Here is a 14,142-nt window from a genome sequence, read left to right on the forward strand (position 1 = left end):
GGGAAGGGCTCGGACCCCGAAAACACTCATTGATCGGCCGCCACGAACCCCCCGGTCTGCCGCGCCCACAACCGTGCGTACAGGCCACCGGCCGCAATCAGTTCGGCGTGGCTGCCGGTCTCGACGATGCGGCCCTGGTCCATCACCACCAGCCGGTCCATGCGCGCGATGGTCGACAGCCGGTGCGCGATCGCGATCACCGTCTTGCCGCCCATCAGCTCATCCAGGCTGTCCTGGATCGCCGCTTCCACTTCCGAGTCCAGTGCCGAGGTTGCTTCGTCCAGCACCAGGATCGGTGCGTCCTTCAGCAGCACGCGGGCAATGGCGATGCGTTGGCGCTGGCCGCCGGACAGCTTCACGCCGCGCTCGCCGACATGCGCGTCGTAGCCACGACGCCCCTGCCCGTCCACCAGCGTATCGATGAAGGCCTCGGCACGCGCTTTGGCCACCGCAGCGCGCAACTGCTCATCGGTCGCGTCCGGCCGGCCGTACAGCAGGTTGTCGCGGATCGAGCGATGCAGCAGCGAGGTGTCCTGGGTGACCACGCCGATCTGCTGGCGCAGGCTTTCCTGAGTGACGTAGGCAATGTCCTGGTCGTCGATCAGGATGCGGCCGCTTTCCAGGTCGTACAGGCGCAGCAGCACGTTGACCAGGGTCGACTTGCCGGCACCGGAAGGACCCACCAGGCCGATCTTCTCGCCCGGCTTCACCACCAGGTCGAGGCCTGCGATCACGCCGCCCTTCTTGCCGTAGTGGAAGTGGATGTCCTGGAAGTGCACGCCACCGCGGGTCACCTGCAACGGCACCGCGTCCTCGCGGTCCTGCACGGTCAGCGGCTGGGCAATGGTGGTGATGCCATCCTGTACCGTACCGATGTCCTCGAAGATGCCGTTGATGGTCCACATGATCCAGCCGGACATGTTGTGGATGCGGATCACCAGGCCGGTCGCGAGCGTGATCGCGCCGACAGTGATGTGGCCGCCATTCCACAGCCACAGGGCCAGGCCACAGGTACCGGCAATCAGGAAACCGTTGACGATGGCGATGGTCAGGTCCATGCCGGTGGTCACCCGGGTCTGCGCGCGGTGCTTGACTGCCAGCTCCTGGATCGACTCGGCCACGTAGGCCTGCTCGCGCCCGCCATGGGCGAACAGTTTCAGCGTGGGAATGTTGGTGTAGCCATCGACGATGCGGCCCATTGCCTTCGAACGTGCTTCCGAGGCGATCCAGGCCCGCTCCTTCGCGCGCGGCACGAAGTAGACCATGATCACCACGTAGGCCAGCAGCCACAGGATCAGCGGCACCATCAGCCGCCAGTCGGCCTGCGCGAACAGGTACAGCGCGGTGCCGGTATAGACCACGATGTACCAGAGCGAGTCGACCATCTGCACCGCCGACTCGCGCAGCGAGGTACCGGTCTGCATCACCCGGTTGGCGACGCTGCCGGCGAAGTCGTTCTGGAAGAAGCTCAGGCTCTGCCGAACCACGTAGTTGTGCATCAGCCAGCGCGAGCGGTTGCTCAGGCCGGGCACGATGGCCTGGTTGACCAGCAGGTTGTGCAGGCCGACCAGGATCGGCCGCGCGATGACCGTGATGAACAGCATCCAGCCCAGTTCATTGGCATGGCGCTTGAAGAAATCGGCACCGGGTTGCTCGGCGACCATGTCGACGATGCGGCCCAGGTAATCGAACATGGCCACTTCCACCAGCGCCAGGAGCAGGCCGGCGATGAGCGTGGCCAGCAGCACCGGCCACACCGGGCGCAGGTAGTGCAGGTAGAACGGCAGCACCTTGCGCGGTGGCATGCGCCCATCCACGGGCGGGAACACCGGAATCAGGGATTCAAACCAACGGAACATCGCATTCCCTCGCCATCTTAGCCGGCGGAGTATCCCACGCCGCATGTGTACGCCGGCCGACGATCGCTGCGGCTGCGGTCGTGCCGGCCGCTGGCCGGCAACCTTGTGACGCCTCCCGGGAAGCTGAAGTGGCCGGCCAGCGGCCGGCACTACCCATCGGATTCGTCAAACGTCAGCGCCGGGGCACGCCCGGCGGCGTCATTTCACCGGGGTGAACAGCAGGTCCTGGAAATCGAAACTGAAATCGGTCAGGTCGGAAATCGGCTGCATGCGCACCTCGCGCACCTTGCCATCCGGGTCCAGGCTGAAGTTCACGAAGGCGTCGGCGTTGAGCGAACGGTCGTCCCAGCGCACGATGAAGGTGTCGTGCTGCCAGTGCTCCAGGCGCCCGCTCAGCTGCGCGGTCTTCGCAAAGCGCAGGCGCAGGCCCTTGCCTTCGGCGCTGATCTGCATGTCGCCATACCAGCGGTCACGGAAGCTGCCGGTGTAGCCGGCCAGCGCCAGCGATGGCCTGCTGCCCTTGTCGCGTGCGCTCTGGTGCTTGGCCCAGGCCTCGTCGGCCTTGTCCTGTCCCTTGGCCACGGCCTTGGCATAGGCGTCCACCCAGTCATGCTTTTCACCGCCCAGGTAGGCATCGAGCACGCTCAGCGTGATCGCATTGAACGCCGCGCCCACTTCCTGATTGGTCAGCACCACCACGCCCAGTTTCTCGCCCGGTACCAGGGTCAGCCGCGAAACCATGCCCGGCCAGCCACCGGTATGCCAGACCAGCTTCTGCCCACGGTAGTCGCTCAGGCTCCAGCCTTCGCCATAGCCGGCGAAGTTGGCCCGCGCAGGTGCCAGCTCCGGCACGCTCGGCGCCGGGATCGACTGCGGCGTGATCATCCGCCACATCTGCTGCTGGCTCTTCTCGCTGAACAACGGCGTGCCGTCGGCCAGCTTGCCTTCGGCCAGCTGCACCTGCATCCAGCGCGCCATGTCGTGCGCGCTGGAATAGATGCCGCCGGCGCCGGCATTGTTCGACCAGGTCAGCGGCGCAACGGTGCGCAGGTCCTTGAAATCGTACTTGGCGTGGCCGACCGCGGCCTTGTCGCCCGGCTTCAGGTGATCGGCGTTGTAGCGCGTGCCGGTCATGCCCACCTTGTCGAAGATGCGCGTCTGCAGGAACTGCTGGTAACTCATGCCCGAGACATGCTCGATCACCTGCTGGGCAACCGCGTACAGGATGTTGTCGTACGCGTAGCTCTCGCGGAAACCGCCCTTCAGCGGCACCCTGCCCAGCCGTTCGACTACTTCGGCATTGCTGTAGGAGGTGGCCGGCCAGAACAGCAGGTCGCCGGCGCCCAGGCTCAGCCCGCTGCGGTGCGACAGCAGGTCGCGGATCGTCATCTGCCCGGTCACGAACGGATCGGACATGCGGAACGACGGCAGGTGGTCGATCACCTTGTCATCCATCTTCAGCTTGCCGTCCTCGGCCAGCAGGTTCAGCGAAGTGGCGGTGAACGCCTTGGTGTTGGACGCAATGGCAAACAGCGTATCGGCCTGCACCGGTTCCGGCTTGCCCTGCTCGCGCACGCCCCAGCCGCGCTCCAGCACCACCTCGCCATCCTTGACCACCGCCACCGCAATACCGGGCACGTCGAACTGCGCGCGCACGCGCTCGACGGTCGCATCCAGCTCCTGCAGCTGCGCCGGGGTGGCAGCGCTCGCCATGGTCGTGCACGCCAGCAGCACGGCTCCTCCAATCCAGGGTTTCATCCAGCACGATCTCCGAACAGGGGTGGCGGCCATGTGCAGGCCGTCACCGGGGTTTCGCGGAATGGTAACGGTCTGCGGCGCACCCTGCCCTGTGCCATAGGAGGGGTGTCATGGGCGGAAACGGCCAACCGAGCAACGGCTCCACCATCATTCCGTGCCTGCGCTACCGCGATGCGCAGGCTGCCATCGACTGGCTGCAGCGCGCCTTCGGCTTCCATGCCCAGGCCGTGTATGCCGATGGCGATACGGTTTTCCATGCCCAGCTCACCTTCGGCAACGGCATGATCATGCTCGGCTCGGCCAACAACCAGAGCGCGTGGAGCGAACACGCGGTCCTGCCCGGAGAAGTCGGCGGCCGCCAGACCCAGAGTGCCTGCGTGATCGTCACCGATGCCGACGCGCACTACGCCCGGGCCAAGGCCGCCGGTGCCCGCATCGTCGTCGACATCGCCGACCAGGACTACGGCGGCCGTGGCTATGCCTGCGCCGACCCGGAAGGCTATCTGTGGTGGTTCGGCAGCTACGACCCGTGGCGCACGGACCACGGCCAGTGACCGCGACCGCCCGGCAGGCGGAGATCCGCTGCGGCATCGGTGGCTGGGTGTTTCCCGAATGGCGCGGCGGCGTTTTCTACCCCGTGGGCCTGCCGCAGCGTGAAGAGCTGGCCCATGCCAGCCGCGCCCTGCGCTGCATCGAAATCAACGGCACCTTCTACCGCACGCCGACTGCGGCCCAGTGCGCGCAGTGGGCCGCGCAGACCCCGGAAGGCTTCCGTTTCTCGATGAAGGCGCCACGCTATCTGGTGCAGCGCCGCGACCTGGCCAGCACCGTGGAAGCGGCCACGCCGTTCCTGCAGGCGGCACTTGCGCTCGGTGACCGGCTCGGCCCGCTGCTGTGGCAGTTCGATCCACGCCACCCGGCCGACGCCGATGCACTAGACGCGCTGATGGCGCAGCTGCCGAAGCAGCTGGAAGGGGTGCCGCTGCAGCATGCGCTGGAGGTCCGCAATGCCGCAGCACATGGCCCCGCACTGGTCGCCGCCGCGCGCCGCCACGGCGTGGCACTTGTGATCGAGGACAGCGACGAGGCGCCGCTGCACGGCGACGTCAGTTCGGGCTTCGTCTACGCGCGGATCAAGCGCAGCCAGGCCCGCTTGAAAGAGGGCCTGCCTGCGCCCGTGCAGCAGCGCTGGGCTGAACGCGCGCGACGCTGGTCACGCGGCGAGCCGGTGGACGACCTGCCCTGTCTGGCCGGGCACGCCCCGGAAACCCCGCGCGAGGTCTACCTGCTGTGCATCGGTGCCGGCAAGGCCCGCAACCCGGCGGCAGCGATGGCCCTGCAGCGCCTCATCGACGGCGCCAGCGGTCCAGCCCCCACAGCAGGGTCCAGCCCACCACGAACACGCCCGCAACGCGCAGCACGTTGAGCAGGAAGGCCGCCAGGCCCAGGCGTTGCAGTTCGAGGAATGGATACGGCGCCTGTCCGGTCATTGCAGCGACCAGCATCGCCCAGCCAAGGTAGGCCAGCGGTACCAGCAGCACGCCGCCCAGCGCGCGCCAGCGCAGCTCACCGTGCGGCAACAGCAGCAGCCACCCCAGCAGGAACAGGGCAGGCACGACATAGTGCAGGCCCGCATCGACCCACCATTGCAGCCCGGTCGGTTGCCACAGCCCCTGCAATGCAAGCACGTAGACGCACGCGGTCACACCGATGCACAGCGCCAGGCTCGCCGCCACCGCCGGCTTGAGCACTCTGCCAAGGACCACCCACCCACATCCGACGCAGACAGCCAGGTTGCTGAGAATGGTGAAATAGCCGAAGAAACGCAGCGTCGCCACGCCGATCCCGGCCGCCGCCCCCGGCCCCTGCACCAGCAACAGGTACTGCAACAGCAGCGAGGCTGCCGCCATCAGGGCAGTCAGTGCGGCCCATCCGCGCAGAAGGGAGCAATCGGCTGCCATGGCTCGGTTCTCTGGGTCGATGCCGCGAGCATGCCACAGTCATCGCCGACGGCCGCGCGATTGCCTCACAATAGGCCGATGAGCACACCCGACACCCGCAAAGCGCTGTGGCAGATCCACTTCTGTGTCCTGCTGTGGGGCATCACCGCCATCCTCGGCAAGCTGATCACCCTGCCCGCACTGCCGCTGGTGTGGTGGCGCATGCTGCTGGTGACGGCGATGCTGGCCCTGCTGCCACGGGTCTGGCGCGGGTTGCGCACCCTGCCCCTGCGGCTGGTCGCCGGCTACGCCGGCATTGGCGCGCTGGTCGCCCTGCATTGGCTGACCTTCTATGGCGCGGTGAAGCTGGCCAATGCCTCGGTGGCTGCCACCTGCATCGCACTGGCGCCGGTGTTCACCTCGATCATCGAACCGTGGGTGGCCAAGCGGCCGTTCCAGCTGCGTGAGCTGGCGTTCGGCCTGGCGGTGCTGCCGGGTGTTGCGCTGGTGGTCGGTGGCGTGCCCGATGGCATGCGCCTGGGTGTGTTGATCGGCGCGATCTCAGCGCTGCTGGTGGCGGTGTTCGGCTCGCTCAACAAGCGCATGGTCAGCCACGCCGATCCGCTCACGGTCACCGCGCTGGAGCTGGGTGCGGGCACCCTCACCCTGACCCTGCTGGCGCCGCTGATGCCCTACCTGCTTCCTGCGCTGGCCAGCCCGTTGTGGGTGGTCCCGGACCTGCACGACGGCATCCTGCTGATGGTGCTGGCCGGGTTCTGCACGCTGCTGCCGTTTGCCCTGGCCCTGGTCGCACTGCGCCACCTGAGCGCCTACACGGTGCAGCTGGTGACCAACCTGGAGCCGGTCTATGCGGTGGTGCTGGCGGTGGTGCTGCTGCGCGAGCAGCACGAAGTCACCCCGTGGTTCTACCTGGGCGTGGCGATCATCGTCGGCGCCGTGTTCCTGCATCCGCTGCTGAACCGCCGCAAGCCGGTGCAGCATCCGGAGATTCTTGGCACGGCCGAGGCGCGCAACATCGCCGATTGAGTGCATCCACGCATGGCGTGGACGCCCGTATCAACGCTGCGGCCAATGCCAGGCCGGCGCATCCAGCAGGCCCTGCCCGCTCAACAGAGTGCGGGCCTGTTCCTTGTACAGATGCAGCGAATGGCACCCTGGCGCCTGTTCCAGCGCCGCGATCAGGCGGCTGGCGTGTGACACCACCCATACCTGGCTGCGCGAACTGGCTGCGATGATCAGCCGCGCCAGCGCCGGCAGCAGGTCCGGATGCAGGCTGGTCTCCGGCTCGTTGAGCACCAGCAGCGGCGGTGGACGCGGCGTGTGCAGCGCAGCAGCCAGCAGCAGGAAGCGCAGCGTACCGTCGGACAGTTCGGCCATCGACAACGGCCGCAGCAACCCCGGCTGGTGGAAGCGCAGGGCCAGTCGACCGTCCAGCTCCTCGAAGCCGACCGTGGCACCGGGGAACGCATCGTCGACGCTGCGTGCCAACGCGACCGGGTCTCCGATCTCGATAATGGTCACCCAGGCTGCCGCCAGATCCCGGCCGTCGTGATGCAGCACCGGCGTGCGCGTGGCCATCGCCGGCTGCCGCGCCGGTGCATCGGCGTCGCTGCGGAAATGGTCGTAGAAGCGCCAGCGACGGATGTACTCGCGCAGGGCGATGGTTTCCGGCAGGCGCTGCGGATCGCCGACCTGGGTGAACAGGCTGTCGAACAGCGACAACCGGTCATCCACCAGATCCCAACCGCGCGCATGGCGTTGCCGCACCATCGCTCCACGACGGTCGACCAACAGGTTGACGCTGCGCAGGAACGGGCCGGACCAGATCGCCTCCGCCTTGATCTGCGGGTCCAGTGCGAAGGCCGATCGACTGGGCGGCGGGTAGCCCAGATCGATGGCGTAGCCGAATTCGTCAGTGGCGAAGCCCAACTTCAATCCCACCGATTCCTGGCGTGGGCCGCCCTGCAGGGGGATTTCGCCGGCAGCAACCCGACGGTCCATTTTTTCCGGACCCGCCCACAGCGCCGAGCCCAGCCCGCCTTCGCGGGCCAGCACCGCCGCGACGCCGCCCTGCGCGGTCTCGGCCAGCAGGCGCAGGGCACGGTACAGGCTGGACTTGCCACTGCCGTTGTCACCGGTCACCACATTCAACTGCTGCAGCGGCAGTACGAGCCCGTGCAGCGAACGATAGTGGGCGATGGCCAGGGTCTGCAGCATGGGCGGCGTCCGGGGAAACAGGGCGTCATGCTGGCCGGTTCTGATCGCAGGAGCTGCGACGCCAAGTGAAACGGGAAGAGCATCCACGCATGGCGTGGATCTACTGGAGCGGCATCGAATCATCCACGCATCGCATGCGTTCAACGCGCGAACCGCCGTGTTTCAGTCCGCCCGTTCCACCCGGTTGCGGCCTTTGGCCTTGGCCCGGTACAGCGCCTTGTCGGCACGTGCCAGCGTCTCATCCACGCTTTCACCGGGCTGGTGCTGGGCCACTCCAATACTGATCGTGACCGGGAACCCCAGCGGCAGATCAGCAACGGCCAGGCGCAGGAACTCGCACTGAAGTTCGGCGGTTTGCAGGTCGGTCGCCGGCATCACCGCCACGAACTCCTCGCCGCCATAGCGCGCGGCCATGCCACGGCCGGCGAAGTGCGAGCGCAGCAGCGTGCCCAGCTCGGCCAGCACCCGGTCGCCGGTGGCGTGGCCCTGGAAATCGTTGATGTGCTTGAAGTGGTCGATGTCCAGTAGCGCGACGCAGGCCACATCGGGCTGATCCCCGGTCACCGCCACTGCCTCGTCCAGCGCCGCCGCCATCGCGCGGCGGTTCGGCAGGCCGGTCAGCGCATCGGTGCGGCTCTGCTCGGCCAGGTCGGCGTTCTGCGCCAGCAGCACGTCGTGGTACTCCGACAGCAGGCGCTCGTAATCATCGCGTTCCAGCATGTGGTTCTGGATGTCGAGCGCGAAACGGCGCAGCTCCATCACCAGCATCACCTGCCGCGACAGCGCGGCCAGCGCCTCGGCCTTGTCGCTTGGCAGGTGCTGCGGCTGTGCATCGAACACGCACAGCGTACCCAGCGGCAGGCCATCGGAACTGATCAGCGGCGCACCGGCGTAGAAGCGGATGTGCGGGTCGCCGGTCACCACCGGGTTGTCGTGGAAGCGGATGTCCTGCAACGCATCCTCGACCACCATGACCTCGTGCGGCTGCAGGATGGCGTGGCCACACATCGATTCGCTGCGCAGGTTTTCCGCCGCGTCGATGCCCTGGATCGACTTGAACCATTGCCGTTCGACGTCAATCAGGGTCACCGCCGCCATCGAGGTACCGCAGACCGCCTTGGCGATCGCCACCAGGTCGTCGAATGACTTCTCGCGCTGCGAATCAAGGATCCGGTAGCGGTACAGCGCCTCGAGCCGGAGGGCTTCGTTGGCAGGCTTGTCGGGCTTGATCATGCAGCGTCACTTCCGGCAGGTCACTGCAAAGTCTAGCTGATGCCGGCGCGTAATCCGCACAACGGGTAGTGCCGGCCGCTGGCCGGCATCCCGCGCGCATTCGATGCCTGGAGTAGCCGGCCAGTGGCCGGCACTACCGCGCGTTACCAGTCCAGCTGCTTCGGCAGCAGGCCCTGCAGCTCCTGCTCGGTCAGGTTGCGCCACTGGCCCGGCTTCAGCGCGCCGATCTTGATGTTGTCGATGCGCACGCGGCGCAGCTGGGTCACGCGATAGCCGAACTCGGCAGCCATCAGGCGGATCTGCCGGTTCAGGCCCTGCTGCAGGGTGATGCGGAAACCGAACTTGGCGATGCGCGAGGTCTTGCACGGCAGCGTCATCTGGTCGTGGATGCGCACGCCGCGCGCCATGCCGCGCAGGAACTCATCGGTGACGGGCTTGTTCACCGCCACCAGGTATTCCTTCTGGTGGCCATTTTCGGCGCGCAGGATCTGGTTGACGATGTCGCCATTGCTGGTCATCAGGATCAACCCCTCGGAGTCCTTGTCCAGGCGGCCGATCGGGAAGATGCGCTGTTCGTGGCCGACGAAGTCGACGATGTTGCCCTTGACCGAAGTTTCGGTCGTGCAGGTGACGCCTACCGGCTTGTTCAGTGCGATGTAGACGTGGCGGCGGGCGCCGGGCTTGCGTGCCACGCGGGCGCGCAGCGGCTGGCCGTCGACCAGCACCTGGTCTTCCTCGCCTACCACCGCGCCGGTACCGGCCGGATGGCCGTTGACGGTAACGCGGCGCGCGGCGATCAGGCGATCGGCCTCGCGGCGGGAGCAGAAGCCGGTGTCGGCGATATGTTTGTTGAGTCGGGTGGTCATCGGCCCATTATCCGGCATCGCCGCCCGCTGCGCTTCATGCCAGGGCGGGCGGATCAAGCTCCTCGCCGTCGAAGACCCGGTTGCGGCCCGCCCGCTTTGCCACGTACATGGCATGGTCGGCGCGCCGCAGCAGCCCGGCCAGATCGTCCTCGCCCGGTCGCCACTGCGCCAGGCCGATGCTGGCGGTCACCTCCAGCCCCGGCACCTGCAGGGCCTGGCCAGCCTCGGTGATTCGCTGGCGCAACCGGTCCAGTCGCGCCGAAGCGGCCTCGCGCGGCATGCCCGGCATCAGCAGCAGGAACTCTTCGCCGCCCATCCGTACCACTTCGTCCTGGCTGCGCACTGCCATGCGCAGGGCACGCGCCACCGCCACCAGCACCAGGTCGCCCACGGCGTGACCATGGCGGTCGTTGATGTCCTTGAACAGGTCGATGTCGAGGAAGCCGATCACCAGCGGGCCACGCTCGCGGTCGACCCGCTCAAGGTGGCGGGCCAGCTGCTGCAGTCCGGCGCGACGGTTGGGAAGCCCGGTCAGGCCGTCGGTCTCGGCCAGCTGGCGAAGTTCATCACGCTGCTGGCGCAGCCGGCCCAGCCGCTGGTTCAACGCATACGCGGCCATCATCAACAGCCAGGTCACCGCCAGCTGCAGCGCCTCCACCCGGTATTCCAGCAGCCACGCCGCACCACAGGCATCGGCGATGATCAGTACCAGCATCGGTGCCAGCGCGGCCAGACCCGCCTGCGCCCAACGGTCGCCGCGCCAGCGTGCCCAGACGCCGACCATCAGTGCCAGGCCACATCCGGACAGATAGGACACCTGCAAGCCCTTCGCGACCCAGGCCAGATGCTCCCAGCGCAGCCACGGCACCAGCACGGCCAGCGCCATCAGGGCCCACAACACCGCCAGTTGGGCCGGGCGCGATCGAGGCAGCACGCGATCGCCTCCGTTCAGCCGCCACAGCGCCGGCAGCACCAGTGCCTGGGTCGCAGCGGTCAGCGCCAGCAGCCACCATGCGCCGTGCTCGCCCACCGGCAGCCAGGGTTCCGGATAGCCGCTGAGCCCGCCGAGGATTGCCTGCCACAGCACCATCACGGTGGTGCCGGCGATGTAGACCAGGAAACTGCGGTCCCGGGTGGTCAGGAAGGCCATCAACGCCGACAGCGCCAGCGCGATCGCCACCGCGATGCAGGCCGCGCGCACCAGCAGGCGGGCGGTGTCGTTCTGCTGCACCGGGCTGGGCGCGCCCAGCCGCAGGGTCGGTACCCAACGTGTCTTCAGCGGTGTCTGCCAGGAGACCAGGAACGGCTCACGGCTGCCGGCCGGCGGTACCGCCACCAGGCCGATGCCAGCCCGGAAACGTGAATCGCGGGTGCGCGCGTCATGCATGTTGCCGCAGATCTCGCGGTCACCATGCTGGACGCGCACTTCACCGGCAAAGACGTTGAACACGTCCAGCGCCTGCGGTTGGCCTGACCAGCCCTGCGGCGGAGCCGGTACCAGCACCTGCTGGCGGGCGCCGGACAGCATCTGCGGCGTGCATGCGCGGTGCGGCGTCGGCTCGTCGGTAGCGCCGCCGACCAGGAGATAATCATGGCCCGACACGGCCTCTGCAGCCTGAAGCGGCCACGGCAACGCCAACCACACCATCAGGACGGCCAGCACCGCTCCTGTTCCATACCGCCACTGCCTGCCGCCCACGCCACGTCCTGTTCCTGCTTACGTCCGCGCCCACTGCGCGCCGCCCCTGACGCGCATTATCGCAGCCGGGCACGCCACGCATGTGTACACCAAAGTCGGCGCCCGCGGTTCAGCCAGCCGCCGGCGGCCCCTTCACCGCGACCAGCCGTACCGGGCGCAGATCGACCAGGGTCAGCCGCTCCAGCGGCTGCGGCCGTTCGATGGCATAGCCCTGCAGCCCCTGTACGCCAAGCCGGGTCAGCGCACCGGCAACCTCGGCGGTCTCCACCCACTCGGCCACCACTTCCATCTGCAGCTCGCGCCCGAGCTCGCTGATCGCGCGCACCGTGGCGTGGCTGACAGGGTCGGTATCCATGTCGCGCACGAAGGCGCCGTCGATCTTCAGGATGTCCGCCGGCAACTGGCGCAGGTAGCCGAAGGAAGACAGGCCGGAGCCGAAGTCATCCAGCGCCATCCGGCACCCCCGTGCCTTCACCGCATCGATGAAGGCGCGGGCCTGGCTGAGGTTGCTGATCGCCGCAGTCTCGGTGATCTCGAAGCACAGCTTGGAGGCCAGCGCGCGGTTGCGCTCGAGCAGGTCGCAGACGAAGGCGAGGAATCCCGGCTCGGCGATCGACTGCGCGGACACGTTGACGTTGCACAGGCCCAGCTGGCGCACGTGCGCCGGGCACACCTGCAGGTGGCGGAACAGCAGCCCGAGCACGTGCCGGTCCAGCGCCACCGCCATGCCATAGCGCTCCACCGCCGGCATGAACTGGCCGGGCAGATGCAGGCTGCCATCGGTGCCACGCATGCGCACCAGCACCTCGTAGTGCAGGTAAGACGGATCCCCCACGCGGGCGATGCGCTGTGCATACAGCAGCATGCGATTCTCGGCCATCGCCAGGCTGACGCCCTGCAGGCGCTCGGCCTCCTGCCGCCGCTCCTCCAGCGCCATGCGGTTCTCATTGAAGCAGTGCACGCGGTTGCGCCCGGCCTGCTTGGCGGCATAGCAGGCGCTGTCGGCGGCACTCATCAACCAGTTCACGTCCGGCGCATCTGCACTGACCTCGACCACGCCGATGCTGCAGCTCAGCTGCGGGCTGCCCTCGCTGATCGGAAACGTGGCCTGGCCCAGGTTGCGGATCACCCGCTGCAGCACGCGCTTGGCCTCATCCTGCCCGGCATGGGCGAGGAACACCGCGAACTCGTCCGCACCCAGCCGGCCGACCCAGTCACCATCACGCACCGCCGCCACCAGATAGTCGGCGAAACTGCGCAGCATCTGGTCACCGGCGGCATGGCCGAAGCTGTCGTTGACCAGCTTGAAATGGTCCAGGTTGATATAGCACAGCGCGTGCGTGCCGCCTTCGCTGCGCACCTGCAACAGCGCGCGTTCCAGCAGCCGTTCAATCTCGCGGCGGTTGATCAGGCCGGTCAGCGGGTCATGGCTGGCGTGGTGCTCGATCTCGCGCGCCAGTGCATGGTTCTGGCTGACGTCCTCGATGATCGCGAACACCGACAGGCCACCGGCGGCGCTGCGCACGCCGGTGCCGCTCCAGCGCCCCCAGACCAGGCTGCCATCGCGACGGCGGAAGCGCAGTTCGCTCGGCCGCAGCTGCCGGTCCCAGTCGATACGGCCCACCCCATCGATGACAAGCTCGCCGTCCATCAGCAGATCGCCCAACGACATCTGCAGCAGCACGTCGCGCCGGTAGTCGAGGATATCGGCCATCGCCTGGTTGGCTTCGATCACCTTGCCTTCGGTGTCGAGCTTGAGCATGCCGACATTGGCCTGATAGAAGGCGGCGCGGAAGCGGCTTTCATGTTCGGTCAGGTCCTTGCCGACGCGGCGCGCGAGGGCCACCGCCATCAGGCTGATCGCAAGCACCGACAGCCCACCAACCACGAGCGTGGCGATCCGCACCATCGTGGCCATGCGCAGCAACGCTCGGGAAAACGACTGCGCCTGCACCTGCAGCCGCCGGTCCAGATCGCGCAGCTGTTGCAGGTAACGGTCGCGGTCGGCCACTGGCAGCGTGCCTTCGGCGTGCGCCGACTGCAGCTCGGCGACCAGCCGCTGCACCGCCAACAGGTCATCGTCGGTCTGCCGCCACAACGCGGTTGCTTGGCGGAAGGCGCCGATGTCGCGTGCATAGCGGAACGAGAACACCAGACGCGGGATATCGGCATGCGCGTTGCCACCCTGCAGGAAGCCCTGCCGGGCCTTCTCCTCGTCCGGTACCGCCTGTTCCAGCGCCAACCGGGCCTGCAGATCTCCCAACGGAATCCGCAGGGCCTGGCGCGCGTCCTCCAGGTCCTGGGCATGGCCGCGCGCCAGGTAGCGGCTCAGCGCAGCAGTGGCATCCTGCTGCCCGCGTGACCAGTAACCCTGCCCGGCGATCCAGGCCGTCGAAGCCGCCTGCAGTTCCTGGATCAACGCGGACAATGCGACCAGCCCGATCGCCATGCCCGTCAACAACGCAAAGCGCAATCCCAGCCCACGGGTCATCGGCACCCGCCGGCTCTGCTGGTCCGTGCCACTTCTACCCATCCCGGATCCCCCCGAA

11 protein-coding genes are annotated in these 14,142 nt (G+C 67.7%); 3 read left to right on the forward strand and 8 right to left on the reverse strand.

Annotation, left to right across the window (positions count from 1 at the left end; all coding sequences use genetic code 11):
- Positions 1 to 26: 26 nt before the first annotated feature.
- Together smrA and G370_RS0102275 are read right to left on the reverse strand one after the other, a co-directional pair.
- Entirely contained in the window at positions 27 to 1,859 is a 1,833-nt protein-coding gene (smrA, locus tag G370_RS0102270; RefSeq protein WP_019659144.1) for a multidrug efflux ABC transporter SmrA, read from the reverse strand.
- 198 nt (positions 1,860 to 2,057) lie between these two features.
- On the reverse strand, positions 2,058 to 3,617 hold the full coding sequence (locus tag G370_RS0102275; protein ID WP_019659145.1) for a serine hydrolase: 1,560 nt from the start codon (positions 3,615 to 3,617) through the stop codon (positions 2,058 to 2,060).
- A gap of 110 nt (positions 3,618 to 3,727) precedes the next feature.
- On the opposite strand from G370_RS0102275, the gene G370_RS0102280 reads away from it, so the two are divergent.
- Together G370_RS0102280 and G370_RS01000000120655 are read left to right on the forward strand one after the other, a co-directional pair.
- Positions 3,728 to 4,171, forward strand: coding sequence for a VOC family protein (locus G370_RS0102280; RefSeq protein ID WP_019659146.1), 444 nt, complete (start codon positions 3,728 to 3,730; stop codon positions 4,169 to 4,171).
- Positions 4,168 to 5,043, forward strand: coding sequence for a DUF72 domain-containing protein (locus G370_RS01000000120655; protein ID WP_019659147.1), 876 nt, complete (start codon positions 4,168 to 4,170; stop codon positions 5,041 to 5,043). Before G370_RS0102280 ends, G370_RS01000000120655 begins: the two co-directional genes overlap by 4 nt.
- Here the strand turns inward: G370_RS01000000120655 and G370_RS0102290 are convergent.
- On the reverse strand, positions 4,964 to 5,578 hold the full coding sequence (locus G370_RS0102290) for a Pr6Pr family membrane protein (RefSeq protein WP_026346926.1): 615 nt from the start codon (positions 5,576 to 5,578) through the stop codon (positions 4,964 to 4,966). The genes G370_RS01000000120655 and G370_RS0102290 overlap by 80 nt on opposite strands.
- 78 nt (positions 5,579 to 5,656) lie before the next feature.
- On the opposite strand from G370_RS0102290, the gene G370_RS0102295 reads away from it, so the two are divergent.
- A complete protein-coding gene (locus G370_RS0102295) occupies positions 5,657 to 6,604 on the forward strand; it encodes a DMT family transporter (protein WP_019659149.1) in 948 nt (315 codons plus the stop codon).
- Between the two features lie 30 nt (positions 6,605 to 6,634).
- Here the strand turns inward: G370_RS0102295 and G370_RS0102300 are convergent, their stop codons facing one another.
- From G370_RS0102300 to G370_RS0102320, 5 genes are all read right to left on the reverse strand, one after another.
- Positions 6,635 to 7,795: an AAA family ATPase gene (locus G370_RS0102300; RefSeq protein WP_019659150.1), complete on the reverse strand. Its 1,161-nt coding sequence runs from the start codon at positions 7,793 to 7,795 to the stop codon at positions 6,635 to 6,637.
- Positions 7,796 to 7,957: 162 nt separating this feature from the next.
- The gene (locus tag G370_RS0102305; protein WP_019659151.1) at positions 7,958 to 9,028 is read right to left on the reverse strand and encodes a sensor domain-containing diguanylate cyclase; all 1,071 of its coding nucleotides are present in this window, start codon (positions 9,026 to 9,028) and stop codon (positions 7,958 to 7,960) included.
- 143 nt (positions 9,029 to 9,171) lie between these two features.
- Entirely contained in the window at positions 9,172 to 9,894 is a 723-nt protein-coding gene (locus G370_RS0102310) for a pseudouridine synthase (RefSeq protein ID WP_019659152.1), read from the reverse strand.
- 34 nt (positions 9,895 to 9,928) lie between these two features.
- Positions 9,929 to 11,593: a sensor domain-containing diguanylate cyclase gene (locus G370_RS0102315; protein WP_019659153.1), complete on the reverse strand. Its 1,665-nt coding sequence runs from the start codon at positions 11,591 to 11,593 to the stop codon at positions 9,929 to 9,931.
- Positions 11,594 to 11,702: 109 nt separating this feature from the next.
- Positions 11,703 to 14,126 (reverse strand): putative bifunctional diguanylate cyclase/phosphodiesterase, encoded by a 2,424-nt coding sequence (locus G370_RS0102320; protein WP_019659154.1) that lies wholly within the window; start codon positions 14,124 to 14,126, stop codon positions 11,703 to 11,705.
- Positions 14,127 to 14,142 lie beyond the last annotated feature (16 nt).

It is taken from the genome of Stenotrophomonas hibiscicola ATCC 19867 (assembly GCF_000382065.1).
Taxonomy (GTDB): domain Bacteria; phylum Pseudomonadota; class Gammaproteobacteria; order Xanthomonadales; family Xanthomonadaceae; genus Stenotrophomonas; species Stenotrophomonas hibiscicola.